26 protein-coding genes, 1 tRNA gene and 1 pseudogene are annotated in these 26,487 nt (G+C 72.5%); 9 read left to right on the forward strand and 19 right to left on the reverse strand.

All coding sequences use genetic code 11. The features are described 5' to 3' along the window. The first annotated feature begins 30 nt into the window (after window positions 1–30). On the forward strand, window positions 31–825 hold the full coding sequence (locus ABZ865_RS07000) for an SAM-dependent methyltransferase (protein ID WP_361225101.1): 795 nt from the start codon (window positions 31–33) through the stop codon (window positions 823–825). A gap of 66 nt (window positions 826–891) precedes the next feature. On the opposite strand, the gene ABZ865_RS07005 is transcribed toward ABZ865_RS07000, so the two are convergent. Further along, complete coding sequence (locus ABZ865_RS07005) at window positions 892–1,752, reverse strand: Cof-type HAD-IIB family hydrolase (protein ID WP_361225104.1); 861 nt, start codon at window positions 1,750–1,752, stop codon at window positions 892–894. A 172-nt stretch (window positions 1,753–1,924) separates the two neighbouring features. On the opposite strand from ABZ865_RS07005, the gene ABZ865_RS07010 reads away from it, so the two are divergent. The 6 genes from ABZ865_RS07010 to ABZ865_RS07035 all read left to right on the forward strand — a co-directional run bounded on the left by ABZ865_RS07010 (window position 1,925) and on the right by ABZ865_RS07035 (window position 8,641). Then, window positions 1,925–2,737: an SAM-dependent methyltransferase gene (locus ABZ865_RS07010; RefSeq protein ID WP_361225107.1), complete on the forward strand. Its 813-nt coding sequence runs from the start codon at window positions 1,925–1,927 to the stop codon at window positions 2,735–2,737. Window positions 2,738–2,836: 99 nt separating this feature from the next. Continuing rightward, entirely contained in the window at window positions 2,837–4,240 is a 1,404-nt protein-coding gene (locus ABZ865_RS07015) for a glutamine synthetase family protein (protein ID WP_361225109.1), read from the forward strand. A gap of 74 nt (window positions 4,241–4,314) precedes the next feature. After that, the gene (locus ABZ865_RS07020; protein WP_361225111.1) at window positions 4,315–5,490 is read left to right on the forward strand and encodes an amidohydrolase family protein; all 1,176 of its coding nucleotides are present in this window, start codon (window positions 4,315–4,317) and stop codon (window positions 5,488–5,490) included. Between the two features lie 16 nt (window positions 5,491–5,506). Further along, window positions 5,507–6,034 (forward strand): NUDIX hydrolase family protein, encoded by a 528-nt coding sequence (locus ABZ865_RS07025; protein ID WP_199843571.1) that lies wholly within the window; start codon window positions 5,507–5,509, stop codon window positions 6,032–6,034. 109 nt (window positions 6,035–6,143) lie between these two features. Then, window positions 6,144–7,478, forward strand: coding sequence for a GAF domain-containing SpoIIE family protein phosphatase (locus ABZ865_RS07030; RefSeq protein ID WP_361225114.1), 1,335 nt, complete (start codon window positions 6,144–6,146; stop codon window positions 7,476–7,478). A 77-nt stretch (window positions 7,479–7,555) separates the two neighbouring features. Then, window positions 7,556–8,641, forward strand: coding sequence for an MASE1 domain-containing protein (locus ABZ865_RS07035; protein WP_361225116.1), 1,086 nt, complete (start codon window positions 7,556–7,558; stop codon window positions 8,639–8,641). On the opposite strand, the gene ABZ865_RS07040 is transcribed toward ABZ865_RS07035, so the two are convergent. Further along, window positions 8,620–8,696: transfer RNA gene (locus ABZ865_RS07040), tRNA-Pro, on the reverse strand. The two genes, ABZ865_RS07035 and ABZ865_RS07040, sit on opposite strands and share 22 nt — an antisense overlap. Before the next feature lie 205 nt (window positions 8,697–8,901). Here ABZ865_RS07040 and ABZ865_RS07045 point away from each other — a divergent pair. Then, on the forward strand, window positions 8,902–9,555 hold the full coding sequence (locus ABZ865_RS07045) for a transketolase (RefSeq protein WP_361227197.1): 654 nt from the start codon (window positions 8,902–8,904) through the stop codon (window positions 9,553–9,555). A 57-nt stretch (window positions 9,556–9,612) separates the two neighbouring features. Beyond that, entirely contained in the window at window positions 9,613–10,530 is a 918-nt protein-coding gene (locus ABZ865_RS07050) for a transketolase C-terminal domain-containing protein (RefSeq protein WP_361225119.1), read from the forward strand. A gap of 27 nt (window positions 10,531–10,557) precedes the next feature. Here the strand turns inward: ABZ865_RS07050 and ABZ865_RS07055 are convergent, their stop codons facing one another. The 17 genes and pseudogenes from ABZ865_RS07055 to ABZ865_RS07135 form a co-directional block, all read right to left on the reverse strand. Then, window positions 10,558–11,751: an MFS transporter gene (locus ABZ865_RS07055; protein WP_361227200.1), complete on the reverse strand. Its 1,194-nt coding sequence runs from the start codon at window positions 11,749–11,751 to the stop codon at window positions 10,558–10,560. Between the two features lie 299 nt (window positions 11,752–12,050). Further along, window positions 12,051–12,410, reverse strand: a complete 360-nt coding sequence (locus ABZ865_RS07060) for an MmcQ/YjbR family DNA-binding protein (protein WP_361225121.1) — start codon at window positions 12,408–12,410, stop codon at window positions 12,051–12,053. A 69-nt stretch (window positions 12,411–12,479) separates the two neighbouring features. After that, on the reverse strand, window positions 12,480–13,853 hold the full coding sequence (locus ABZ865_RS07065; protein ID WP_361225125.1) for a radical SAM protein: 1,374 nt from the start codon (window positions 13,851–13,853) through the stop codon (window positions 12,480–12,482). 36 nt (window positions 13,854–13,889) lie between these two features. Further along, the gene (locus ABZ865_RS07070; protein ID WP_361225129.1) at window positions 13,890–14,792 is read right to left on the reverse strand and encodes a LysR family transcriptional regulator; all 903 of its coding nucleotides are present in this window, start codon (window positions 14,790–14,792) and stop codon (window positions 13,890–13,892) included. A gap of 31 nt (window positions 14,793–14,823) precedes the next feature. Then, complete coding sequence (locus ABZ865_RS07075) at window positions 14,824–16,023, reverse strand: glycine C-acetyltransferase (RefSeq protein WP_361225132.1); 1,200 nt, start codon at window positions 16,021–16,023, stop codon at window positions 14,824–14,826. A gap of 39 nt (window positions 16,024–16,062) precedes the next feature. Then, a complete protein-coding gene (gene tdh, locus ABZ865_RS07080; protein WP_361225135.1) occupies window positions 16,063–17,091 on the reverse strand; it encodes an L-threonine 3-dehydrogenase in 1,029 nt (342 codons plus the stop codon). A gap of 170 nt (window positions 17,092–17,261) precedes the next feature. Further along, window positions 17,262–17,651, reverse strand: a complete 390-nt coding sequence (locus ABZ865_RS07085) for a nuclear transport factor 2 family protein (protein ID WP_361225138.1) — start codon at window positions 17,649–17,651, stop codon at window positions 17,262–17,264. A gap of 40 nt (window positions 17,652–17,691) precedes the next feature. Then, window positions 17,692–18,405, reverse strand: a complete 714-nt coding sequence (locus ABZ865_RS07090) for an SDR family oxidoreductase (protein ID WP_361225141.1) — start codon at window positions 18,403–18,405, stop codon at window positions 17,692–17,694. Between the two features lie 130 nt (window positions 18,406–18,535). Further along, a complete protein-coding gene (locus ABZ865_RS07095) occupies window positions 18,536–19,465 on the reverse strand; it encodes a LysR family transcriptional regulator (protein WP_361225144.1) in 930 nt (309 codons plus the stop codon). Between the two features lie 137 nt (window positions 19,466–19,602). Beyond that, entirely contained in the window at window positions 19,603–20,202 is a 600-nt protein-coding gene (locus ABZ865_RS07100) for a TetR/AcrR family transcriptional regulator (protein ID WP_361225147.1), read from the reverse strand. A gap of 57 nt (window positions 20,203–20,259) precedes the next feature. After that, complete coding sequence (locus tag ABZ865_RS07105; protein WP_361225150.1) at window positions 20,260–20,838, reverse strand: GAF domain-containing protein; 579 nt, start codon at window positions 20,836–20,838, stop codon at window positions 20,260–20,262. 111 nt (window positions 20,839–20,949) lie between these two features. Next, window positions 20,950–21,549: an ATP/GTP-binding protein gene (locus tag ABZ865_RS07110; protein WP_361225153.1), complete on the reverse strand. Its 600-nt coding sequence runs from the start codon at window positions 21,547–21,549 to the stop codon at window positions 20,950–20,952. Next, window positions 21,527–21,898, reverse strand: a complete 372-nt coding sequence (locus tag ABZ865_RS07115; RefSeq protein WP_361227203.1) for a DUF742 domain-containing protein — start codon at window positions 21,896–21,898, stop codon at window positions 21,527–21,529. Before ABZ865_RS07115 ends, ABZ865_RS07110 begins: the two co-directional genes overlap by 23 nt. A gap of 2 nt (window positions 21,899–21,900) precedes the next feature. Next, window positions 21,901–22,335 (reverse strand): roadblock/LC7 domain-containing protein, encoded by a 435-nt coding sequence (locus tag ABZ865_RS07120; protein ID WP_361225156.1) that lies wholly within the window; start codon window positions 22,333–22,335, stop codon window positions 21,901–21,903. 83 nt (window positions 22,336–22,418) lie between these two features. Further along, complete coding sequence (locus ABZ865_RS07125; RefSeq protein ID WP_361225159.1) at window positions 22,419–24,497, reverse strand: ATP-binding protein; 2,079 nt, start codon at window positions 24,495–24,497, stop codon at window positions 22,419–22,421. Between the two features lie 309 nt (window positions 24,498–24,806). Further along, window positions 24,807–25,214 (reverse strand): annotated as a pseudogene (locus ABZ865_RS07130) (amidohydrolase family protein); the annotation flags it as partial. An 8-nt stretch (window positions 25,215–25,222) separates the two neighbouring features. Continuing rightward, window positions 25,223–26,413 (reverse strand): MBL fold metallo-hydrolase, encoded by a 1,191-nt coding sequence (locus tag ABZ865_RS07135; protein ID WP_361225162.1) that lies wholly within the window; start codon window positions 26,411–26,413, stop codon window positions 25,223–25,225. Between the last annotated feature and the right edge of the window lie 74 nt (window positions 26,414–26,487).

The raw sequence follows: 26,487 nt of genomic DNA on the forward strand, positions 1-26,487 counted from the left end.
CAGGGAGACCGGCACGTGCCAGGAGCCCAGGTGATCGACACCACCCGGCCGCATCCGGCGAGGGTCTACGACTGGTTCCTCGGCGGCAAGGACAACTACCCGGTCGACGAGCAGCTCGGCCGGCAGATCGCGGCCATCGACGGCGCCGCCCCGAAGGTCGCCCGCGCCAACCGGGCGTTCATGCGCCGGGCCACCCGCACACTGGCCGAGGAGTCGGGAGTCCGCCAGTTCCTCGACATCGGCACCGGCATACCGACCGAGCCCAACCTGCACCAGATCGCGCAGTCCGTGGCCCCGGACGCCCGGGTGGTCTACGTCGACAACGACCCGATCGTGCTGGCCCACGCCGGCGCCCTGCTGCGCGGCACCCCCACGGGCGTGACCGAGTACGTGCAGGCCGACGCCCGGGACCCGGAGTCCATCCTCCGGCAGGCGGCCTCCGTCCTGGACTTCGACCGGCCCGTCGCGCTGTCCCTGATCGCCCTGCTCCACTTCGTCGCGGACGAGGACGGCGCCCACGGCCTGGTACGCACGCTGGTCGACGCGCTGGCGCCGGGCAGTTTCCTGACGCTGTCGATGATGACCGCCGACTTCGAACCGGAGAACGTCCACCGGGGCATCGCGGCCTACGCGGCGGGCGGTGTGACCCTGGTGGCCCGCTCGCACGCCGAAGTGGGCGCCTTCTTCACGGGACTCGACCTGCTGGAGCCGGGGATCGTCGCGGTGCCGGACTGGCGCCCCGAGGACACACCGGCCGCCGACGGCCCGGTCACCGAAGGACCGATCTCCCTGTACGGCGGGGTCGCGCGCAAACCGGCCGGCTGACCCACGCCCCGGCACGGACCCGGCAGCCGGGGCGGTACGCCCGCCCCCGCCAAAGCGGTTCGCCCACTAAAGCGGTACGCCCACGACCCGGGCGATCGTGCGCAGCACCCCGTTCTCGTTGTTGGACGGGGCGAGGTACCGGGCGCGCCGGACGACCTCGGGGTGGGCGTTGGCCATGGCGAAGGACCACTCGGCGGCGTCCAGCATCTCCAGGTCGTTGAGGTAGTCGCCGAACACCATGGTCTGCGCGGGGGTGACGCCCAGCTCGCGCTGGAGGCCGCGCAGGGCGGCGCCCTTGTTGGCGGTGCGGTTCATGACGTCGACCCAGTGCTCCCCGGAGACGACGACCTGGTGGGCGGCCGCGAAGCCGTCGAGCACGGGGAAGGTGCTGTGCTCGGCGGACCCGAAGTCGTACAGCGCCACCTTGATCATGTCGTCGTCGACCGCGGTGACGTCCTTCACGACGCGGTGCTCGACGTAGTACTGGCGCACCTCGGCGAGGAACGCCTCGTCGGTCCGCTCGACGTACGCGGCCCGCTTGCCGCAGACGACGGCGCCGACGTCCGCGCCGTCCGCGACCAGCCGCCGGGCCGTCCGGGCGACGCCCGCGGCGACGGCCGGCCGCAGCGGGTCGGAACTCAGCTCCTCGCCGTCGCGGACCACGTACGTGCCGTTCTCCGCGATGAACACCATGCCCTCGGCGACGTCCGCGAACTGCCGGGCCAGCGTGGCGTACTGGCGGCCGCTCGCGGGGCTGAACAGGACGCCCCGCTCGCGCAGGGCGGCGAGCATGGGCCACAGGCCGTCGGGGATCCGCTTGTCGTCGTCCAGCAGCGTGCCGTCCATGTCGGTGACGACGAGCCGGATGTCGGCCGGGCCCGCGGGCAGGTCGGGGGTGTCGAGGAGGGATGCGGGCGTGGCGGGCATGTGCTGCTTCCGGTCGGCGACGGCGTACGGGGTCCAGTGTTCCCCATGCGCCGCGATGCCTCTCGGGATGCCCTGCGCGTGCCCGGACGGTCACGGTTCGCGTTTCCCGGGACAGCTCGATCACGGAGCGGCACAATGGCGGCGGGCAACCGCATCCGAGGAGGGCGGCGACGTGAGCGGGAGCGACTCCCCGGAGGCCGGGCCGGACCGGCTGAACACCTCCGTGGCGCACAACGCGCGGGTCTGGAACTACTGGATCGGCGGCAAGGACAACTACGAGGTCGACCAGCGGGTCGGCGACCACGTCGCCGGGATGTTCCCCGTGATCCGGGCCGTGGCCCGCGCCGACCGCGAGTTCCTGGCCAGAGCGGTGCGCTTCCTCGCCGCCGAACGAGGGATACGGCAGTACCTGGACGTGGGCACCGGGCTGCCGACGGTGGACAACACCCACGAGATCGCCCAGCGGATCGCCCCCGAGTCGCGGATCGTGTACGTCGACAACGACCCGATCGTGCTGGTGCACGCCCGTTCCCTGCTCACCAGCTCCCCCGAGGGCGTGACGGACTACATCGACGCCGACGTGCGCGACCCGGACGCCATCATCGAGCGGGCCGCCGAGACGCTGGACCTGTCCCGGCCGGTCGCGGTGATGATGCTGGGCATCCTCAACTTCGTCCTCGACACCGAGGAGGCCCGGGCCGTCGTGCACCGGCTCATGGCGGCCGTCCCGTCCGGCAGCCACCTGGTGCTCACGCACCCGACGTTCGACGCGGACGTCGGCGGCGAGGGCAACATCGCCGCGATGGAGTTCTGGAACGCCAACGCGACCCCGCCGATCACCGCCCGCTCGCGTGCCGAGATCGCCGGGTTCCTGGAGGGTCTGGAGCTGGTCGAGCCGGGGCTGGTGCCCTGCTCGCAGTGGCGCGCCGAGTCCGACGCGGCCGCCGCGGTACCGCAGTTCGGCGCGGTGGCCGTGAAACGCTGACCCCGGCGGGGCAAGCCCGTGCCCCGGTCCCGGCTCGACGGGGGCCGAGCCCGTCCGCCGTCCCGACCACGCGGGAGCCGAGCGTGCCGAGGAGGACGTATGACCACCCTTGCCGATCCCGTGCCCGGCGGGCGTCCCGGTGACCTCAAGCGGGTCTCGGCGCTCACCAAGGACCTGGACCTGCGGGGCGTGCGCGGGATCGTGCTGGCGTACGTGGACACCGCGGGCGTCGGCCGGGTGAAGACGATCCCGACGGCGCGGCTGGAGTCGGCGGTGAGGTGGGGTGTCGGCATGTCGCCGGTCTTCGACACGTTCCTCGCGGACGACTCGATCGTCACGACCGACGTCCTCGGCTCCCCCGACGGCGACCTGCGCCTCTACCCCGACCTGGACCAGCTGACCGTCCTGGCGGGTCAGCCGGGCTGGGCGTGGGCGCCGGTGGACCGGATCACCCAGGAGGGTGACCGGCACCCGGGATGTTCCCGCACCGTCCTGCGCCGGATCGTCGCGGACGCCGCCGAGCAGCAGGGCCTCACCGTCAAGGCGGCCGTGGAGATCGAGTGGGCGGTCGGGCTGGACTCGGCGCCCGAAGGAGAGTTCGTGCCGGCGGTGTCCGGCCCGGCGTACGGCGCCGTCCGGCAGGTCGAGCTGAGCGACTGCACCGCCGACCTGCTGGAGGCGCTCGCGGCCCAGGGCGTGGACGTGGACCAGGTCCATCCCGAGTACGCGGCCGGGCAGTTCGAAATCTCGGTGGGCGCGCTCGACCCGGTGGCGGCGGCCGACCGGAGCGTGCTGGTGCGGCAGACGATCCGGGCGGTGGCCCGGCGGCACGGTCTGCGTGTGTCCTTCGCGCCGGCGTATCTCGCCGAGGGCGTCGGCAACGGTGGCCACCTCCATCTGTCCTGCTGGCGCGACGGGGTGAACCTGCACGCGGGCGGCGAGGGCCGGTACGGCATGACGGCCGAGGCGGAGTCGTTCGCGGCCGGGGTGCTCGCCCGGCTGCCCGCGCTGACGGCGGTGACCGCGCCCAGCCCGGCCAGCTATCTGCGGCTCAAACCCTCCCAGTGGGCGGGGGTGTTCACGGCCTGGGGCCGGGAGACCCGCGAGACCGCGCTGCGGGTGGTCACCGGCACAACGGGCCGCCGGGACCAGGACGCCAACCTGGAGGTCAAACCCGTCGACCTGGCCGCGAACCCCTATCTCGCCCTCGGCTGCGTCATCGCCGCCGGACTCGACGGGATCGCCAGGTCCCTCCCCCTGCCCCAGGAGATCACCGGCGACCCCGCCCGGTTCGACGCGGACGAGGCGGCCGCCCTGGGCGTACGGCGGCTGCCGGTGTCGCTGCCCGAGGCCGTCGAGGAGTTCCGCGCCGACCCGGTGCTGCGGGACGCGCTGGGCCCGGTGCTGGCGGACGCGGTGACCGCCGTACGGCTCGGCGAGGCGGCGGCCGTCGACGGACTGGACGACGCGCGCGTGGCGGCGGCCTACCGGTGGAAGTACTGACTACTGGTGGACATCGCGACCGCTGGCAGAGGTTCACTGGCAGACGTTCTGACGACGACCTGGACGTACCGACGATGACCGCACCCGGCCCGCTCCACGAGGCCCTCGCCGCGCTGTCGCTGGTGGACCACCACTGCCACGGCGCGGTCACCGCGGACCTCGCCCTCGGGGAGTTCGAGTCGCTGATCACCGAGGGCGCGGCCTGGCCCGGGATCTCCCCGTTCGACAGCCCGGTCGGCGTGGCCGTGCGCCGGCACTGCGCGCCCCTGCTGGACCTTCCCCGGCACGTGCCGCCCGCCGACTACCTGGCCCGGCGCTCCGCGCTCGGCTGGCGCGAGGTCAACCGCCGCTTCCTGGCCGCGGCGGGAGCCGAGGCGTTCTGCGTGGACACCGGCTACGCTCCGCACCCCCTTACCTCCCCCGCCGAGCTGGCCGAGGCGGCCGGTGCCGCCGGCCACGAGGTCGTACGGCTGGAGCAGGTCGCGGAGGCGGTGGCCGCGCGGGGCGTGGACGCGGACGGCTACGCGGAGGTGTTCCGGGCGGCCGCCGAGGAGGCCGTGCGGCGGCCCGGTGTGGTGGCGGTGAAGTCGGTGGCGGCCTACCGCACCGGCTTCGCCCTGGACCCGGCACGCCCCAGGGACGCCGAGGTGACTGAGGCGGCCCGGCGCTGGCTCGCGCAGGGCGGCCGGCTGGCCGACCCGGTCCTCGTACGGCAGTTGCTGTGGACGGCCGTCGACCTCGGGCTGCCCCTCCAGCTGCACACCGGCTTCGGCGACGCCGACGTACGGCTGCACCGCGCCGATCCCGCCCTGCTGACCGACTGGCTGCGTCTGACGGCCGGCACGATCCCGGTGCTGCTGCTGCACTGCTGGCCCTTCCAGCGCCAGGCGGCCTATCTGGCCACGGTGTTCGAGCAGGTGTACCTCGATGTCGGGCTGGCCCTGCACTACACGGGTCCGGCCCGCGCCCGGGCGGTGCTGGAGGAGGCGCTGGAGATCACCCCGTTCCGCAAGCTGCTGTACAGCTCCGACGCCTATGGTGTGGCCGAGTTCCACCACCTGGGTGCGCTGTCCTTCCGGCGGGGGCTGGCCGAGCTGCTCCAAGCCCGGGTGGACGCCGACGAGTTGAGCCTGCCCGACGCCGTGCGCATCGCGACCTGGACGGGCCGCGACAACGCCCGCCGACTGTACGGACTGCCACCATCCGAACCGTCCCGCGATCCCAGCGGGCGCCCCACCCGGAAAGTATGATCAAGCAATGTCTGACATGACCGAGACCACGCCCGGCTGGCTGACCAGTGACGAGCTGGAGATGGCCAGGGCCCGGATGCCGATCCTGTACGTCGAGGCCGTGCCCGTGCGCGTGGACGACAGCGGGGAAGTCACCAGCATCGGACTGCTGCTGCGCATCGGCCCGGACGGCACGGTCAGCCGCACCCTGGTCTCCGGCCGCGTCCTGCACCACGAGCGGGTCCGTGACGCCCTGCTGCGCCATCTGGAAAAGGATCTCGGCCCGGTGGCCCTGCCCCGCGTCCCCGCGTCCCTGCAGCCCTTCACGGTCGCCGAGTACTTCCCGACGGCGGGCATCACGCCGTACCACGACCCGCGCCAGCACGCGGTGTCGCTCGCCTACATCGTCCCGGTGACCGGCGACTGCCGCCCCCGGCAGGACGCCCTGGACCTGGTGTGGTTCAGCCCGCAGGAGGCCGCGTCGGCGGCCGTGCAGAGCGAGATGCCGGGCGGGCACGGGGTGCTGCTGAAGCAGGCCCTCGCCCACGTCGGCGTCGTGTCCTGACGCCCGCGCCCGTGCCGCCACCAATCCGGGAGGAAGCAAGGGCGGCGGCGTCCGTCCCTGAGCCGGTCGACTGATAGCTGTTTGTCCAGATTCATGCCACTCTGTGGTGGTGGCGCGAGAGAAGGAGGGGCGACCGCCCAGGCAGCCGCACCTCCCCGAACTGCACGTGCGCCTGCGTTCCGAGCTGGGCCGGATCGACGAGCAACTGCGCGACCTGCTGTCCGCCATGGACCGGCTGCAGGGCCTGCTGGACGCGGTGGTGGCCATCAGCCGTGAGGTGGAGCTGCCCGCGGTGCTGCACCGCATCGTGACCACCGCCATGGACCTGGTCGGCGCCCGCTACGGGGCAATGGGCGTGCTCAGCGAGAGCGGCGAACGCCTGGAGGAGTTCATCGCGGTCGGCCTGTCCGAGCAGGAGCGCAAGGATCTGGCCGAGGTCGGCCTGCCCCGCGGACGGGGCGTCCTCGGCCATCTGATCCGCTACCCCGAACCCCTGCGGATCGACGACATCGCGAACCATCCGTCCTCCGTCGGATTCCCGCCCGGCCACCCGTGCCTGCGGACCCTGCTCGGCGTCGCCATCAGCGTGCGCGGCGAGATCTACGGGGACCTCTACCTCTCCGAGCGGCACGACGGACAACCCTTCGACGTGCACGACGAGAACGTCGTCCTCGCCCTGGCCAGCGCCGCCGCCATCGCGATCGAGAACGTCCGCCTGTTCGAACGGGTGCGCGTCGGGGCCGAGCAGTTCCAGCGGCTCCTGTTGCCCACGCTGCCCGACCTGGAGCCCTTCGCCGCCGCCGCCATCTACCAGCCCGCCGCCGAACCCAGTCAGCTCGGCGGGGACTGGTACGACGTCATTCCCCTGAGTGACGGCGTCGTGGCGGTCGTCATCGGCGACGTGGTCGGCCACGATCTGCACGCCGCGGCCGCCATGGCCGCCACCCGCAACATGCTGCGCGCCCTGCTGTTCGACCAGAGCAGTCCGCCCGGCTCGGTCCTCGCGCAGCTCGACCGGGCCCTGGAGGCCACCACGAACCACCCCGTCACGACCACCACCCTCGCCCGCATCGAACCGGAAGGACCGGGCTGGCGACTCCGCTGGAGCAGCGCGGGCCATCTCCCGCCCCTGGTGATCACCCATGAGCGACGCGCGGCCTACCTGCTCGCCGAGCCCGGACTGCCGCTCGGCGTCGACACCGAGCAGCCCCGCCCCGACCACTCCCGCTCCCTGCCCCCGGCCGCCACCGTGGTCTTCTACACCGACGGGCTGATCGAACATCCCCACCACTCCATCGACGAGAGCCTGAGCACGCTGGCCGCACTCGCCGCGGCGCACGCCGCCCTGCCCCTGCCGGAGCTCGTCCAGGCACTGGCCGACCACCACCCCAGCGACGGCCACGACGACATGGCCATCGTGGCCGTGCGCACCCCGCCCGCCTGACCTCGGAGAGTGCCGTGGAGGTTCCGGGGGATCCGACGGATGATGGGCATCGGGGCGATGTCGACGGAGGTCGCCCGATGGCTGTCGTGTGGCATGACCGGCTCCGACGCGGTGGCGTGGCCGTCCTGGAGATCTGCGTCGTGGCCGCGCTGTATTTCGGCTCGGCCAAGCTGGGACTGCTCCAGCAGCTGGTGCGGGGCCAGGTCACCCCGCTGTGGCCGCCGAGCGGTATCGCGGTGGCGAGCCTGCTGCTGCGCGGCCCCCGGGTCTGGCCCGGGATCGCGCTCGGCGCGTTCCTGGTCAACCTCCCGCTGGGGCCGTCGCTTCCGGCCGTGCTCACGATCATGGCGGGAAACACCCTCGCGCCCGTCTGCTCCTACGCGCTGCTCCGCCGTGCCGGGTTCCGCAACGAACTGGACCGTCTCCGGGACGCGCTCGCTCTGATCTTCCTCGGAGCGTTCACGGGCATGCTGGTCAGCGCGACGACGGGCACCTCGACCCTGGCCCTCGCCGGCGTGCTGAGCGCCGGCGACTTCTGGCCGACGTGGTCGGTCTGGTGGACCGGCGACGCGATGGGCGTCCTGGTGGTCACACCGGTCCTGCTCGTCCTCCGCTCGGCACACTGGCCGAAGCACGCGCCGCCGGCCCGCTGGGCGGAGGGTCTGCTGCTGGTGATCGCGACGATCGCCATCGGTTTCGTCGAGACCGGCACCACGCCGCTCCTTTTCCTCGGTTTCCCGTTGCTGGTCTGGGCGGCCTTCCGCTTCCAGCTGGCCGGGGCCGCGCCCTGCGCACTGGCGGTGTCGACCTTCGCGATCATCGCCGCCAGCCGGGGATCAGGCCCGTTCGCCGGTCACGACCTGCTCACCAAGATGATCACCCTGCAGGCGTTCAACGCTTCCGCCGCGCTGACCGCGCTGCTGCTCGGGGTCGTCGTCCGGGAGCGGAACGAGACCCAGCGGGAGATCGCGCGAGCCTGCGGGCAGCTCGCGGAGATGGCGGCCAGGATCGCCACCGGCGACCACCGGCCGGTACTCACCAACGGGGACGGCGAGAAGAACTCCGCGAACGGGAGACCCACGGATACGACAAAGACCGCCTCCTCATCGCTGAGAAGACGGCCTCCGACCGGCGATAAAGCTGGTCGGGACGACAGGATTTGAACCTGCGACCCCTTGACCCCCAGTCAAGTGCGCTACCAAGCTGCGCCACGTCCCGGTGCCGTTTGACCTGGGGTTTCCCCGGTCGAAACGCGCAGGGAAACAATACCGCACTCGGGTCGGTGGTCGCGCACCCGTTTACGGTTGACCTCAAGCTTGCTTGAGGTTGCACGATCGTCCGCATGACGATCACAACGGACGACAGCCGCGCGTTCGGCCAGGCCGACGGCGGGACCTACGGCCACGACGACCTGCCCCGGCTGATGGGGCTCATGACCGGCGACGAGAAGCACGGCCCGGCGGCCACCTCCACGCTCGACGTGCTCTGGGTGCTCTACGACCGGGTCCTGCGGGTGACGCCGGAGCGGATGGACGACCCGGGCCGGGACCGGTTCCTGCTCAGCAAGGGGCACGGGCCGATGGCGTACTACGCCGTCCTCGCCGCGAAGGGCTTCCTGCCGGTGGACTGGCTGCCGGGCTTCGGCTCGTACGACTCCCCGCTCGGGCACCATCCGGACCGGGTGCTGGTGCCGGGGGCCGAGATCGGCAGCGGGTCGCTCGGGCACGGGCTGCCGATCGGCGTGGGCACCGCGCTGGGCCTGCGGGCGCAGGGGCTGGGCGAGCCGGCCGTCTGGGTGCTGATCGGGGACGCCGAGCTGGACGAGGGCAGCAATCACGAGGCGATCGCCTTCGCGGGGCCCGCCGGCCTCGAGCGGCTGCACACCGTCGTGATCGACAACTCCTCCGCCAGCCATGCCCGGCCCGGCGGGATCGCCGCCCGGTTCGAGGCCGCGGGCTGGTCCGCGGTGACCGTCGACGGGCGGGACCACGCGGCCCTGTACGCCGCGTTCACCGCCCCGCATCCGGGGCGCCCGCACGTGGTCGTCGCCCGGGTCGAGCCGAAGAACGCCCGCTGATCTCCCGCCCCGTCTCCCCTCCCGTTTTCCCTCCCACCAGTGGAAAGGGTCCCTCTCATGGACACCATGCGTGACCGTTTCGCCCCCGTCGTCTCCCGACTGCTGGACGAGGACCCGCGCGTCGCGGTCGTCCTCGCCGAGATCGGCAGGGACGGCTTCGCCGAGGCCGCCCGCCGACATCCGGACCGGGTGATCAACGTCGGCATCCGCGAGCAACTCCTGGTCGGGGCCGCGGCCGGGCTGGCGCTCACCGGGCTCCGGCCGGTCGTGCACACCTTCGCCAGCTTTCTCGTGGAGCGGCCCTTCGAACAGGTCAAGCTGGACCTGGGGCACCAGAACGCCGGAGCGGTGCTGGTCAGCGCGGCCGCCTCCTACGACTGGCCGGCCGGCGGCTTCACCCACATGGCGCCCGGCGACATCGCCCTCCTCGACACGCTGGACGGCTGGACCGTGCACGTGCCCGGGCACCCGGACGAGGCGGAGACCCTGCTGCGGCACGCGGTCGCGGCGGGCGACGAGAAGGTGTACGTCCGGCTCTCCGCGCAGGCCAACCGGCAGGGCCGCGAGGTCGACGGGGAGCACGTCGTGACGGTCCGCGAGGGGCGCGCCGGTGTGGTGCTCGCGGTGGGTCCGATGCTGGACGCGGTCCTCGCCGCCACGGAGGGGCTGGACGTGACCGTCCTGTACGCGACGACCGTACGGCCCTTCGACGCGGCCGGGCTGCGCCGGGCCACGGAGGCGGCGGGCACGGACGTCGTGCTCGTGGAGCCGTACCTCGCCGGCACCTCGACGGCCGCCGTGAGCGAGGCCCTGGCCGACGTCCCCCACCGCGTGCTGGGCCTCGGCGTCGCCCGCCGTGAGCTGCGGCGGTACGGAACGATCGAGGAGCACGTCGCCGCACACGGCTTGGACGCGCACAGCCTGCGCGAGCGGATCGGGGCGTTCGTGGGGGCTGATGCGGTCGCCGTGGTGTGACCGGTCGCCGTTGGTGGGTGACCGGGCTCAGTGGGCGGAGGCCTGGGCGTCGGCGCGGACCAGGTCGCGTATGGCCGGGACCGCGAGGAGGGCGACGGCCACCGCCAGGCTCATGGCGGCGGAGACGAGCAGGACGTGGTCGGCGCCGAGGGCTTCGGCGGCCGGGCCGGCGAGGGCTTGGCCCACGGGCAGCATGGCGAGGGAGCCGGCCACGTCGTAGGCGTGGATGCGGTTGAGGACGTCCGCGGGGACCTGGGTCTGCACGCTGGTCGCCCACATCACGCCCCAGAACGACATCCCGGCACCGGCCACCGCCGCCCCGGCCGCCATGGCCGGCACCCCGAGGCCGGCGCCGACGGTCGCCGGGAAGCCGACGAACGTGAACAGGGCGATCGCGCCGGCCCGCAGCATGCGGCGGGGCCGCAGCCGGAGGGCGAGCAGGCCGCCGACGACGGTGCCGGCGCCGAGCGCCGAGTTGACCAGGCCGTAGGCGCGCGGACCGTGGTGCTGGACCACTTCCGTGGCCACCAGCGGGACCGACGGCCCCCATACGGCGATCATGTACACGCACCACACGGCGATCACGCCCCACAGCCAGGTCCGCGCCCGGAACTCCCGCCAGCCCTCGACCAGATCGGACCGGAAGGCGCGCCAGCCGCGGCCCGTGGCGCGGGCGCCCTCGGGGAGCGGGGGCAGCCGGAGCAGCAGCAGGCACAGCGCGCTGATCGCGTAGGTGGCGGCGTGCGCCGCGAACACACCGCCGGGTGAGGCGAAACCGACGAGGAGTCCGGCGACGGCCGGGCCGGCCAGTTGTGCCCCGGACTCGGCTATGCGGATCGCGCCGTTGGCGCCCTGGATGTCGCGGGAGAGCCGGGGCACGGTGCTGGCCACTCCCGGCTGGAACACGGCCCCGGCCACGCCGTTGACGACGCCGATCACGCAGATCTGCCACAGGACCACGTGCCCGGCGAAGAAGAGTCCGGCGGCGAGGGACTGGGCGACGAGCCGGACCAGGTCGGCGCCGATCATCAGCCTTCGGGTGCTGAACCGGTCGGCGATGACCCCGCCGAAGACGACGAGCCCCGCGAAGGCGGCGGCCGTGGACGCCATCGCGAGTCCGACCGCGCCGGCGCCGTACCCGTGCTCCAGCAGACCGGCGGCCAGCGCCACGGGCAGCATGGTGTCACCGAGCCGCGCGACGGCCCGGGCCACGAAGAACAGCGCGAAGTCCCGCGACCAGACCGCCGGGGACGCGGCACCGGAGCCGTCGCCCCGCCGCGTGGTCTTCGACCGGGCCCGTGCGATGCGCTCGTGTCCTGCGTCCGTACCGGTCACCGTGCGTACCCCCCAGCTTCCCGTGGGCCGATCACCGTCGGCCGATCCCCACCCGCGATTCCCACCCGCCCGTGCAGCCCGCCCTTGCACCCCGCGATCGCTTCGCTGCCCGCGCCGCATGCGCGCGTTCGCCCGTGCGTCGCGCGGGATCATGCCATGCCGCCCCGCCGCCTGCCGAGGGGTTTTCAGCGCTCGCCCGGCAGGCCCAACTCGGGGTGGGCGTCCAGGAGCCGGGGCGGGGCGGCCTGGCGCCAGGAGTCGGCGAGGATGTCGCGCAGCTCGTCCTCGTCCTCCAGCGCGGCGAGCCGGGCTCTGACCCAGGCGAACTGGGCCTCGTGGTCGGCGATCCAGAACTTCCCGGGCTCGGCCAGCACCAGTTCGTCGCGCTCCTCCTTGGGACAGCGCACGGCGATGGACGTCTCGTCCTCCGGGAGCGTGGCGAACATCTTCCCGGCCACCCGGAACGTGGGCATGCTCCAGGCGATCTTCTCCGTGGTGTCCGGCAGGGACAGGGCGATACGGCGTACGTCGTCAGCGTTCGGCATGCAACGCACCGTAGCCCCTGGCACTGACAGTCACCCCGCCCCGGCGGACACCCGGAGAGAGCGCCCGCGTCACTCCCGTCCGCCGAACGCCGCCAGCGTCCGCTCCAGCGCCGGCAGGGCCCGCACCACTCGCTTCGAGCGGATCAGCACGTCCCACGCGGGCTCGAACTTCTTCCATCCGCCGGCGTACGCGAGGTGCCGGAGCCGCTCGGGCCGGCCGGGCTGGGCGGCCGAGCCCCGCCATATGCTGGACCAGCGGTAGAAGTCGCGGTAGGCCCGCCAGTACCCCTCCTCCAGCTGCCGCGGTGTCATCCCCTTGGGGCGGTAGACGACATGGCGGGTGTCGTAGAGGTCCCAGTCGCGGTGCACGATGCGGTTCTCGGACTCCAGCTGCCGCCACAGTCCGGTCGACGGGTACGGCGTCATGATGTGGAAGGTCGCCGTCTCGATGCCCTGCTCGACCGCCCACGCCACGGTGCGGTCGAAGACGTCGGGGCCGTCCTGGTCGAGGCCGAAGACGAAGCTGGCGTTGACCATGACCCCGGCCTCGTGCAGGCGCCGGACCGCCGCGTCGTAGTCGGTGCCGATGTTCTGGTTCTTGCGGCGCTCGGCGAGATTCGCGTCGTTGACCGTCTCGAAGCCGACGAACAGGCTGCGCAGCCCCGCTTCGACGGCCCGCTCCAACAGATCGGGTTTCAGTACGGAGTTGACGGTGCCCGCGGCCTGCCACAGCCGTCCCATGCCGCGCATGCCGTCGAACAGGGCCTCCGCGAAGCGGCGGTTGCCCAGCAGATGGTCGTCGAGGAAGTAGAGGTGGCGGCCGGGCAGCCGGTCGATCTCCGCGAGGGCGTCGTCGACGGCCTGCGTGTAGAAGGACTTGCCGCCTTCGAAGAACGCGTCCTTGTAGCAGAAGTCGCAGTGGTGCGGGCAACCCCGGGACACCACGATCGAGTTGGGCACGAGATAGAGGTGACGCTTGATCAGATCTCGGCGTATGGGCGGGAGTCCGGCGAGTGTGCGCTGCTTCGAGTCGTAGCGGTGGGCGGGGACTCCGTCGCGGAAGTCCTTCAGGAACAGTGGCCAGGTGTCCTCGCCGGGGCCGGTGAAGATCGTGTCGGCGTGGGCCGCCGCCTCGTCGGGGAGCGAGGTGACGTGCAGACCGCCCATGGCGACGTGGACGCCCCGGGCGCGGAAGTGGTCGGCTATCTCGTAGCTGCGCCGGGCCGAGGTGATGTACGGCTGGACCACCAGCAGGTCGGGGGTGTCGAGGGAGTCCAGGTCGATGCGCTCCACGTGCTCGTCGAGGAGCGTGACCTCGTCGTCCGGGTCGAGGTAGCCGGCCAGGGTCGCGAGGCCGAGGGGCGGGAAGAGCGAGTACTTGATGGGCCGGAACAGCGGGCTCGTCGCCTCGGTCAGGGCCGGAAGGATCATCGTCACACGCATGACAGCCGAGACTGCGTGCGACCGGTGGCTGGTTCCCTACGCCCGGGCCGCTTCTCCCAGGGCCTCCAGGACCGGGCGGATCAGCGGGTGTCCCTCGGCTCCTCGTCGTACGGCGGCGAAGACTCTGCGGGTGGGGGCGACGCCGTCGACGGGGCGGACGACGACGCCGGTGAGGTCCATGCCGCGCAGGGCCGAGCGCGGGACGAGGGCGACGCCCGCGTCGGCCGAGGCCAGGGCGACGACGGCGCGGAAGTCGTCGGAGGAGTGTTCCAGGCGTGGCTGGAAACCGGCGCTCTCGCAGGCGAGGACGACCACGTCGTGGCACGGGTTGCCGGGGTACGGGCCGATCCACGCGTCCTTGGACAGCTCGGCGAGCGGCACCTCGGGGGTGTCCGCGAGGCGGTGGCCGACGGGTACGACCGCGTCGAACGGCTCGGCGTAGAGCGGGACGTGGGTGAGCCGGGGGTCGTCGGCGGGCGGGGCGCCCCGGTACTCGACGGCGACCGCCACGTCCACCTGCCGGTCCAGGACCATGGGCAGGCTCGCGTCGCCCTCGGCGTCCTGGACGCGGATGCGGATGCCGGGCGCGGAGGACGCGAGCCGGGCCACGGCGGGCGCCACGACCTGGGCGATGCCGGTCGCGAAGGCGGCCACGGTGACGGTCCCGGCCTCCCCGGAGCCATAGGCGGCCAGCTCGGCCTCGGCCCGCTCCAGCTGGGCGAGGACCGCGTTGGTGTGGCTGAGCAGGATCTCGCCGGCCGGGGTGAGCCGTACGCCCTTCGCGCCGCGTTCGACGAGGCGGTGGCCGGTCTCCTGCTCCAGGGCCGACAGCTGCTGCGAGACGGCGGAGGGGGTGAGATACAGCGCGGCGGCCGCCGCCGTGACCGTGCGGTGGTCGGCCACCGCACGGAGGATGTGGAGCCGCCGCGCTTCGATCATGGGATCAATTATCTCAAGCCGTTCGCACTGGTCAGGCCTCCAGCTCCGCGCGGGCCGCGACGAAGGCGTCGACCGCGCGGTCTACGTCCTCGGTGGAGTGCGCGGCGGACAGCTGAACGCGGATGCGGGCCTGGCCCTGCGGGACGACCGGGTAGGAGAAGCCGATCACGTACACGCCCCGCTCCAGCAGCAGCTCCGCCATGCGGGCCGCCTTCGCCGCGTCACCGATCATGACGGGCGCGATGGCGTGGTCGCCGGGGAGGATGTCGAAGCCCTCCTCGGTCATCCGACCGCGGAAGAGCGCCGTGTTCTCGGCCAGGCGGACGCGCAGGTCGTCGGCCGACTCCAGCAGGTCGAGGACCTTGAGGGAGGCGGCGGCGATGACCGGGGCGAGCGTGTTGGAGAACAGGTACGGGCGGGAGCGCTGGCGCAGCAGGGCGACGATCTCGGCGCGGGCGGCGACATAGCCGCCGGAGGCGCCGCCGAGGGCCTTGCCGAGGGTGCCGGTGATGATGTCCACGCGGTCCATCACGCCGTGCAGTTCGGGGGTGCCCTTGCCGGACGGGCCGACGAAGCCGACGGCGTGCGAGTCGTCGACCATGACCATCGCGCCGTAGCGGTCGGCGAGGTCGCAGATCTCGGCGAGGGGGGCCACGTAGCCGTCCATGGAGAAGACGCCGTCGGTGACGATCAGCTTGCGCCGGGCGCCGCCCTCGGCCGCCTCCTTCAGCTTCGCCTCCAGGTCCGCCATGTCGCGGTTGGCGTAGCGGAAACGGCGGGCCTTGGACAGGCGGATGCCGTCGATGATGGAGGCGTGGTTGAGGGCGTCGGAGATCACCGCGTCCTCCTCGCCGAGCAGGGTCTCGAAGACACCGCCGTTGGCGTCGAAGCAGGAGGAGTACAGGATCGTGTCCTCCTGGCCGAGGAAGCCCGCGAGGCGGGCCTCCAGCTCCTTGTGGACCTCCTGGGTGCCGCAGATGAAGCGGACGGAGGCCATGCCGTAGCCCCAGCGGTCCAGGGCCTCGTGGGCGGCGGCGATCACGTCGGGGTGGTCGGCGAGGCCGAGGTAGTTGTTGGCGCAGAAGTTGAGGACCTCGCCGGGGCGGCCGCCGGCGGTGACGTTGACGGTCGCGGACTGCGGGGTGCCGATGACCCGCTCGGGCTTGTGCAGGCCGGCGGCGCGGATCTCGTCGAGGGTGGCGCGCAGATCGTCGCGGACGGAGTCGAACATGGGGGGGCTCCTCTGAAGGTGCTGACGGGAGAAGGGGGTTTACGCGGTCCAGTCCAGGATGATCTTGCCGCCCTTGCCGCTGGCCGCGTCCGCGAAGGCCGCGTCGAAGTCGCGGTAGTCGTAGCGGCCGGTGATCACCGGGGCGAGGTCCAGGCCGCCCTCCAGCAGCACCGACATGGCGTACCAGGTCTCGAACATCTCGCGGCCGTAGATGCCCTTGATGGTGATCATCGAGGTGACGATCCGGGCCCAGTCGACCGGGAACTCCTGGGCGGGCAGGCCGAGCATGGCGATGCGGCCGCCGTGCGTCAGGTTGGCGATCATGTCCCGCATGGCCTCGGGACGGCCGGACATCTCCAGGCCGATGTCGAAGCCCTCGCGCAGGCCCAGCTCGCGCTGCCCGTCGGCGATCGTGGTCTTCGCGACGTTCAGGGCGAGGCTGACGCCGATCTTGCGGGCCAGCTCCAGCCGCTCCTCGCTGACGTCGGTGATGACGACGTTGCGGGCGCCGGCGTGCCGGGCCACCGCCGCCGCCATGAGGCCGATGGGCCCGGCACCGGTGATCAGGACGTCCTCGCCGACCAGCGGGAAGGACAGCGCGGTGTGGACGGCGTTGCCGAACGGGTCGAAGATCGCGGCGACGTCGAGGTCGACGGGGACGCGGTGCACCCAGACGTTGGAGGCGGGCAGCGCGACGTACTCGGCGAACGCGCCGTCCCGGCCGACGCCGAGGCCGACGGTGGCCCGGCACAGGTGGCGGCGGCCGGCCAGGCAGTTGCGGCACTTGCCGCACACCAGGTGGCCCTCGCCGCTGACCCGGTCGCCGACCCGGATGTCGGTGACGTCCCGGCCGGTCTCCACGACCTGGCCGACGAACTCGTGCCCGAGCACGAGCGGAGTGCGGATCGCCTGCTGCGCCCAGCCGTCCCAGGACCGGATGTGCAGGTCGGTGCCGCAGATACCGGTCCGCATGACCTTGATCAGCACGTCACCGGGACCGATGGCGGGCTCCGGAACGTCCGCGAGCCACAGCCCGGGCTCCGCCTTCTCCTTGACCAGCGCCTTCAACGCTACGGCTCCTGTGGGTGAGGTCCCGGCCGCGGGCATGCCGAAGGCGCCCGCGCCGGGTCAGAGGGGTGGAATCACCCCGCAATCTGCCGCACCCGGGCGCCTCAGGTCCATCGAGGATTTCTTAAGCGCCGTCACAGATCCGCTTCACGCCTGACCCGTACGACGCTTCACGCCGGGCCCGGGCCCTGGTCGAGGTGGGAGACCTGGTAGTGGCTGATGCGCCAGTCGTCCGCCGCACGGGTGATGAGGACCGAGAGCGTGACGTCCAGCGGGGGCCGGTCCGTGAACGAGAATTCGACGGCCAGGTAGCCGAGGACGACGCCGTCGGCGGGCTGCCGCGTCTCGAGGATGCGGTACTCCGCCTTCAGGCCGAGGGGCTGGGAGTCGTAGTACGCGGCGACGCCCTGCCGTCCGACGCTGTAGGGACGCAGTCCCTGGAAGACGGCGTCCTCCGTGAAGAGCGCGGCGACGTGGTCGGGCCGGTGTGCGTCGACGGCAGCCTTCCACTGGTCGAGCACTCCGCTCAGGATCGCCGCGCCGTCCGTCGTGGTGGTCATGTCCGCTCCTTCCGCTCCAGGACGTGACGCTTGACGTTCCTCAATGGCCGGCGCTCATCCCGCCGTCGACGTGCAGGATCTCGCCAGTGACGAACGGCGCCGTCTCCAGGAAGAGCACCGCGTCGACGATGTCGCTCGCTTCGCCCATCCGGCCGACCGGGTGCAGGGCGGCGAGGAACTCGTGGGTCTCCGCCGGGTGCATGGGTGTCTTGATGGTGCCGGGCGACACGGCGTTGACGCGGACGCCGCGGGTGGCGTACTCGATGGCCAGGGACTTGGTCGCGGACTGCAGACCGCCCTTGGTCAGCGAGGCCAGGACGGAGGGGACCCGGGCGTCCGGGCTGTCGACCAGGCTGGTGGTGACACTGACGATGTGTCCGCCGCCCTGGGCGAGCAGGTGCGGCAGGGCCTGCTGGGTCAGGTGGAAGAAGCCGCCGACGTTGATGCCGGTCACGGCGGCGTAGTCCTCGGCCGTGTAGTCGGTGAAGGGCTTCGCGACGAAGATGCCCGCGTTGTTGACCACGGTGTCGATACGGCCGAACCGCTCGACGGCGGCCGCGACGACCCGCGCGGCGGTCGCCGGGTCGGCGATGTCGCCCTGGACGGTCAGGACGTCGGTGTCGTCGACGGGGGCGACGGTACGCGAGGTGGCGACGACGGCGTGGCCGAGCTTGCGGTAGCCCTGGACGAGGGCGGCGCCTATGCCCTGCGACGCGCCGGTGACGATCGCGACCTTCTGGTTGTGCGTGCTCATGGTGACCTTCTCCGAGGTGGTTTGACCGGCTACTAGCCGACCGGTCGACTATCTGAAACGTAGGTCGGGCGGCCGAGGGATGCCAGGATCGGTTTCCTCGCGTGTGAGAGGCACAGGCTCCCAGCGCGGCTCAGCCCGGGAGCGCGTAGGGGTCGTCGGCGGGCAGCCAGGCGTCCGGGGCGTGAATGCCGAGGTCTCCGACGCCGTCGCACAGGGCGTCGACGGCGGCCAGGACTCCGGCGCGGTCCTCGCTCGCGCGCCAGACCAGGGACCATGTCCAGTACACCTTCGGCGCGACGACCTCGCGGCGGACCAGGTCGGGCGGGAGCGAAGCGGTCTGTCCCTTGGGCGAGTTGAGGACGGGGCGGGTGCAGCGGCGGACGTGGTCGAAATAGGCGGGGCCGGTGACGGCACCGTCGGAGATGCGCACGGCGCGGGCCCCGATGATCTGCGCCAGCTCTTCGGCGTACACGTTCCAGGAGGCCCAGGAGGTGACGTCGTCGTCGATGAGGACGTCGATGTCCCGGGCCCGCAGCTCGCTCGTGTCGGCGCCCTTCGCGACGGCGTACAGGCGGTCGGCGCCGATCAGCCGGGCCCGCAGACCGAGCCGCTCGAGGTCCTCCCCGCGCACCCAGCAGATGGCGAGGTCGAGGCTGCCGTCGGCGACCCGGGCGGCCTGGGTGTGGGAGGGGGCGACCCAGGCGTCCACGTGCACCCGAGCCACTGCGGCCGTACGCGAACTCAGGTCCGGGGGCAGCCAGTTGACGTAACCGAGCCGCACCGACTGCGAACCCGAGAGAACGCCCGCCCGGCGCTTGAGGTCGTCGGCCCGCCCCAGCAGTTCGCGGCTGTGCGGGAGCAGGGCGGCGCCGGCCGGCGTGAGGGAGACCGAGCGGCGGTCCCGATCGAACAGCCGGACGCCCAGGTCCCGTTCGAGTGCCTTGATCTGCTGCGAGAGCGAGGGCCCCGCGATGAGCAGCCGCTCGGCGGCCCGGCCGAAGTTCAGTTCCTCGGCGACCGCGACGAAGTACCGCAGCTGGCGCAGTTCCACGCACGCCATGCTACGCGCGGTGGGAGGCTGTGCCTCTCAGCAGCGGGACAACCGGACGCGGCATCGGCGGCGGGGGGCGGGGGCACACGCACACAGGGTCGCACCACAGCGTCGGTCGGCCGAGCCCGGCGGCCGGCCACGTGGCCTCAGGCGGCGGTCGCGCCGAGCAGGGCCCGGCAGTTCTGCCACAGAGGGCTCAGCCGCTGGGTGCTGTTGTACAGCTTGGCGAACATCACCTGGCCCTCCAGTTGGGCCACCACCGCCCGCGCCGCCTCCCGGGTGTCGGTCACGCCGACATCGCCGCGCTCCCGGGCCTCGGCGACGACGGACTCGACCATGTCGACCTGCGCGTCGAAGATCTCCTGGAGCCGTCCGCGCACCGCTTCGGTCTGGTTGCTCAGCTCCAGGGTGAGGTTCCCGAACAGACAGCCCGACACGGTGCCGCAGCCCTGCTGGACGGCGCGTTGACCGGCCTCCGTCTCCTCGAACAGCCGCCGCAACCGCAGCAGCGGCTCCCCGTCACCGGTCAGAGCATGTGCCCAGGCGCGCTTCTGGGCCGCCCAGTGCTCGTCGACGACCGCGAGCGCGAGGGCCTCCTTGGACTCGAAGAAGTAGTAGAAACTCCCCTTCGGCACCCCGGCCGCCTTGCAGATCTCGGCCACGCCGAGCGCCGAGTACCCACGACCCTCGATCAGCGAGCGGGCGGCGTCGAGGATCTCCCGCTTGGCGTCACTGGTACGTCCCATGACACCAGCGTACGAAGGTACTAGACCGGTCGGCTGGCGACGGGGCTGTTCCCGTCGTCACAGCACCGGGAGCCCGTCGGCCTCGCGCCGCTCCAGCCGGGCCGCCAGCTCCGCCGCCGACACCTTGATGGCCTCCAGCCCGGGCCGGCCCCAGGGCCGCGGCTCCACGTCGGCCACGCACACCGTGCCGAGCGCCGTCCCCGTGCTGTCGATGAGGGGGGCGCCGAGATAGGAGCGGATGCCGAACTCGTCGACGACCGGGTTGCCCGCGAAGCGGGGGTAGTCGCGGACGTCCTCCAGCACCAGGGCCTTGCGACGGACCACCACATGGGGGCAGAAGCCGTGCTCGCGCGGCAGGACGCGGCCGAGCCGTGGCCCGCTGCCGTCCTCCCGGACCACCGGCGCGGCCACCGGGGTGCGGAGGCCGGCGAAGAACTGGTGGCGCTCTCCGATGAAGTTGACCATGGCGTACGGTGCGCCGGTGAGCTGGGCGAGCTGGTCCGCGAAGGCGTCGAGGGCCGGTTCGGGCCGCTCCCCCAGGCCCATCCGGCGCAGCCGGGAGATCCGGGCGGGCGCCTCCTTGTCCTCGGGGGTCAGCAGCAGCCCCCGGACCGGCCGGGCCGGCTCGTAGCTCATGGCCGGGCTCCGTCGCTGTGGGCGTCTCTCATAGGGCGGCTCCATGGGAGATGGTGATACATGGCGAAATATGAGGAGATATGGGGAGATACGGGGCGTGATGTGACGGGATCACATGTGGGCGCCGTGGCTCGGCGCGGGCGCCGGGGCGTGGGCGATGAGGTGGCGTACGAGGGTCAGCAGGGTCTGCACGCCCGAGCTGGAGATGCGGGCGTCGCAGCGAACGACCGGAATCTGCGGGTCGAGGTCGAGGGCCGCGCGCACCTCCTCCGGGTCGTAGCGGAAGGCGCCGTCGAACTCGTTGACGGCGATGATGAAGGCGAGGCCGCGTTCCTCGAAGAAGTCCACGGCCGCGAAGCACTCCTCCAGGCGGCGGGTGTCGGCGAGGATGACCGCGCCGAGCGCGCCTTCGGACAGCTCGTCCCACATGAACCAGAACCGCTCCTGCCCGGGCGTGCCGAACAGGTACAGGACGTGCTCCGGATCGAGGGTGATCCGGCCGAAGTCCATGGCGACCGTCGTCTCGACCTTGTTCTCGATGCCGTCGAGATTGTCCGTGGCGGCACTGACCGTGGTGAGCAGCTCCTCCGTGCTGAGCGGGGCGATCTCGCTGACCGCCCCCACGAAGGTCGTCTTGCCCACCCCGAACCCGCCCGCGACAAGGATCTTGAGCGCGGTGGGGAACGGGTCAGAGCTGTCGTCGTAGTCCATCGAGCACTGCCTCCAGCAGAGACCGGTCAGTGGGGTTGTGGTGGAACGCGGGGGGCTTGGTGGTCAGCGCCCCGCAGTCGACGAGGTCCGAGAGGAGCACCTTGGTGACGACGGCGGGCAGTCTGAGATGAGCGGCGACCTCGGCGACCGATACCGGTGCGCGGCACAGGTCGAGGGCCTGGGCGTGTTCGGGGCCGAGGTAGCCGAGCGGGGTGACTCCGGTGGCCATCACCTGCGACATCAGGTCGAGGGCGATGCTGGGCTTGGTGCGGCCGTTGCTGACCGTGAACGGGCGCACCAGCCGTCCGGCCGCGTCGTCGAGCCAGGGCCCGTCGCCGGCTGCGACCACGCTCAAGGCCTCATCGCCGTGGGTTCGACGGCCTGCTGCCGAGGCGCGGTCACCAGGTAGGGGCGGACGCTCTTGACCAGCATGGCCATCTCGTAGCCGAGCACGGCGGCGTCGGCCTCGCGGCCGGCGAGGACGGCGAGGCAGGTGCCGGAGCCGGCGGTCGTGACGAACAGCAGGGTCGAGTCGAGTTCGACGACGACCTGGCGGACGTCGCCGCCGTCGCCGAACCGGACGCCCGCGCTGCGGCCGAGGGAGTACAGGCCGGAGGCCAGGGCCGCCATGTGGTCGGCGCTGTCGGCATCGAGGCCGTACACGGACTTCACCAGCCCGTCACAGGACAGGAGCACCGCGCTGCTGGTGTGCGGTACGCGTTGCACGAGGCCGCTCAGCAGCCAGTCGAGGTCGGAGGCGTGGGCGGTCGGCGCATCGCTCGCCATGGTGGATCGACTCCTTGGGGTCCGAAGGTCTGCGGGAGCGCTGGAGGTGGGGGTGGGGATGGTCAGGGGACTGGAGTGGGGGGTCATCCGGCCGGTGCGCTCCCGTCGGGTCGACCGGTGCCCTCGGACGCGGGCGCGGAGGCGGGCGCGTGGGCGTGCGGTTGGGCGTGCGGTTGGGGTATGGGGGCCGGGTCGAGGTGGTGCGCGGGCGCGGCCACCGTCGGTCCGGCGGGTTCCGGGCTCTGGTGTGCGGGCCGGACACGTGCCGCTTCCGACGACTCCAGCGGCTCCAGGGCCCCGGGGTGGGTGGACTCGGCCGTCGTGTGCACGGATCCGTACGTCGGTTCCGTCGTCTCCATGTGCTGCTGTGCCTCGGCCAGTCCGATGCCGCGTTGGAAGGCCGCCATCAGGCCGGGGTCGTGGCCCGCGACGGTGTCGGCGTCCTGACGGGGGGCGGGGCCGCCGCGCAGTTGGGGCACGATGTGCTCCTGGGCGCGCCGGCGGGGCAGTTGGGGCTTTTCCATGGTGCCGCGCACCGTGCCGTCGCGCGGCGTGGGCAGGATGCCGGCGTGGGCCTCGACGACCGGCCGGTGCTCGCGGCTGATGCCGGGCACGGCCTCGGCGGGGTTGGACCGGTGCTCCTGGGCGCCGCGTACGGGGAGCGGGGGTGGTGTGCCCTCACTCCGCGCAGCCGCGCTCTGCGCACCACCGCTCTGCGCACCGCTCTGCCCGGTGTCGTTCTGCAGGGCCCCGTGCTGCGCGTGCCGCCGTCGCCCCGTGGCCGCGGGCCGCCCGGATCCCTCCGGCTCAGGTCCCTCCGGCCCGATGGCGTCCCGTCCGCCGTGTTGTTGCGGAACCACCGACAACCGCCCGGTCCCCGCCGGGTCCTGCACCTGCACCTGCGCAGCCGTCTGCGCCTGCGCCACGGCGCCGTTTCCCGCGCCGCGCACACCCGGTGCCGTACCCAACAACGCCTGCGGGACGACGAGTACGGCCTGCACGCCGCCGTAGATGTTGGTCTGCAGGCGCACGCCGATGCCGTGCCGGCGGGCGAGCTGGGAGACGACGTAGAGGCCGATGCGGCCGTCGGCCAGCAGGCTGGCCACGTTGACCTGGTCGGGGTCGGCGAGCAGGGCGTTCATCTTGTTCTGCTCGCCGACCGGCATGCCGAGCCCGCGGTCCTCGACCTCGACGGCGAGCCCCGAGGTGACGAGGTTGGCGCGCAGCAGCACCTGGGTGTGCGGCGCGGAGAACACCGTTGCGTTCTCCACGAGTTCGGCGAGCAGGTGGATGACGTCGGCGACGGCGTGGCCGCGCAGTTCGCCGTCGATGGGCGGGACCAGCTTGACCCGGGAGTACTGCTCGACCTCGGCGATGGCGGAGCGCAGCACCTCGGTCATGCTCACCGGGTTGCTCCACTGCCGCCGGGAGACCGCCCCGCCGAGCACGGCGAGGTTCTCCGCGTGCCGCCGGATCCGGGTGGCGAGGTGGTCGACGTGGAACAGGCCCTTGAGGAGGTCGGGGTCCTCGATCTCGTTCTCGAGGTCGTCCAGGATCGAGATCTCCCGGTGCACCAGGGACTGAAGCCGCCGCGCGAGGTTGACGAACACCTCGAGCTTCTGCTCGCTGCCGGCCTGGCTGGAGAGCTGGGCGGCCTGCACGACGGCGGTGACGGCGCCGTCGTGCGCGCGCGCCAGGTCGGCGGCGAGCAGCTCGAAGTCGTCGGCGTCCTCGGGCGGCCTGCGGCGCGTCTTGCGCTGCGGCGGCGTCTTGCCGTGGCGCAGCGCCTCGACGAGGGCGCGCAGGTCGGCCTCGCCGCGAAGGGCACTGCTGCGCAGGGCCTCGACGCGGTCGCCGACCGAGCGGGCGGCGCGGTCGGCGGCCACGGCGGCGATCAGGATGCCCGCGAAGGTCACGGCGACGGCTCCGAGGAGCACGGCCCACAGGGTGAGGCCGGTACGTGCCCCGGTGGAGCGGATGCTGAAGATGACGGCCGCGCTGGCGCTGAGCGCGACCGCGACGGGCGGAAGCACGGCGAGCCGCATGAGCTGGGGCCGTATGTGCGTCTCGGGCAGTGCGGGAGCGGGTCGGGCGACCGGTCGCCCGTGCCGGCCGCCCTCTCGGCGGTCGGCACGCGTGGCCGGTGCACGGAGGTGAGACATCAGCGTCCTCGTACTGGTCCGTCGGCTTCGTTTCTCGCGCGCTGTGCCCTGCGCGCGGTGCGCGATGCGGGCATGCGGGCATGCGCCATCGCCGTGCCGGTCGAGAGAGAGCCCGGGAGGGGGCCCTGCGTCGTCCGGCGGACACTCACAGTAGTTGCCTGGGCATCATGTGCGGTGGGCAGTTGACAAACTCCCCCGCGCAGCGCCCCCCTCTGGTATGAAGCCTCGTACGACGGACCGATAAAGCGAGCAACAACGTCGAGGGCCGGTGCGCACAGGTGTGCGCACCGGCCCTCGACTCATGTGCCGTCAGCCCGTCACGGGAAGGCCGTTGCTGACGACCGCGCCCGGGTTCTTGAGCACCGTGAGGTCCTCCAGCGGGCTGCGGTCGAGCAGTACGGCGTCGCCGCCGAAGCCCGGGGTCAGCCGCCCGGCGCTGCGGCCCAGTCCGATCAATTCCGCCGCCGCGGTCGTGGCGGTGCGGATCGCATCCAGGGCCGAGAGCCCGGCCTGGTGCATCAACACCACCTCCCCGCCGATGGGATCGACCTCCCCACCGGAGGAATCCGTGCCGGCGGCCAGCGGAACACCCATGTCGTGCGCCGCGCGGACGGCATGCTGGAGCACCGGCAGGAAGGTGCGCCCCCGCTCGGCCAGGACGGGGTTGTCCGACTCGATCATCCCGGCGATGGCGCCGAGCGTGGGCGTGAAGTACGTGCGGAGGGTCAGGCCTCGCCCACGAGGTCCAGGTCGAGGTCGTCGCGAGGCGCCTCGGCGGTGAGGTCCGGAACCGGCCACGTGCGCTTCACCGGCGGGGACACCACCCGCCACCACGCGTCCACGGGCACCTCGCCGGCGGGCTCGAAGGGCTCGCCGGGGCGGGGCAGCGCGATCGTCTGGCCGGCCACCTCGCCGGCGTCCCTCGTCCACTCGCCCGGCTCCGCCCAGGCGTGCGGGGCGAGGTTGAAGGTGCCCCAGTGGATCGGGAGCAGTACGCCGTGCGGGGCGCCGCCCTGCAGGTCGAGGTGGGCGCGCAGGCCCTCCTCGGGGGTCATGTGGATGTCGGGCCAGAACGCGCTGTACGCCCCGATCTGGATCATCGTGACGTCGAACGGGCCGTGCTCCGCGCCGATGTCCGTGAAGCCGTCGAAGTAACCGGTGTCACCGCTGTGGTAGATCCGGTGCTCCTCGCCCGCCACGGCCCAGGACGCCCACAGGGTGTGCTGGGTGTTGCGCAGGCCGCGGCCGCAGAAGTGACGGGCCGGGGTGGCGGTGAGGGTGAGGCCACCGATCTTGGTGGCCTCGTGCCAGTCCAGCTCGCGCAGCCGGTCCGCCGAGACGCCCCAGTGTTCGAGGTGGGCGCCGACGCCGAGCGGCACGGCGAAGACGGTGTCGGTGCCGGCCAGCGCCTTGATCGTGGGCATGTCGAGATGGTCGTAGTGGTCGTGCGAGATGACGACCACGTCGACCGGGCCGAGCGCGGCCAGCGGAAGCGGCACCGGGTGCAGCCGCTTGGGCCCGACGAACGGGAACGGGGAGCAGCGCTCGCCCCAGACGGGGTCGAACAGCACGCGGTGGCCGTCGATCTCGACCAGCACGCTGGAGTGGCCCATCCAGGTCACGCGCAGCCCCGAGGCCGGCGGCTTGGCCAGGTCGGCCAGCGTGGTGGCGTGCACCGGGACGGTGCCGCGGGGGGCGCGCAGGGGGCGGGTGTCCTTGTCGAAGAACACCTTCGCGAAGTCCAGCATGGAGCCGGAGGGCCGGGTGCGGGCGATGCCGCCGGGGTTCTGGAAGACGCCGTCCTTGAAATGGGGGGAGCGGCGGATGCGCGCGAGGCGCTCACCGCGCGGTTCCGCGCCGAAGGCCTCGGGCTGTAGAGCGCGGAGCCCGAAGCTCTGGGTACGCAGACCGGTCACGGTACCTCCAGGTGGAGTCGCTGAGGTCCTCCATTATGGTCGGCCGGTCCGACAGTCCGGGGTGGCCGGGGTCA

Origin of the sequence: Streptomyces sp. NPDC047085 (assembly GCF_040643735.1) — a bacterium.
In the GTDB taxonomy this organism is placed as follows: Bacteria; Actinomycetota; Actinomycetes; order Streptomycetales; family Streptomycetaceae; genus Streptomyces.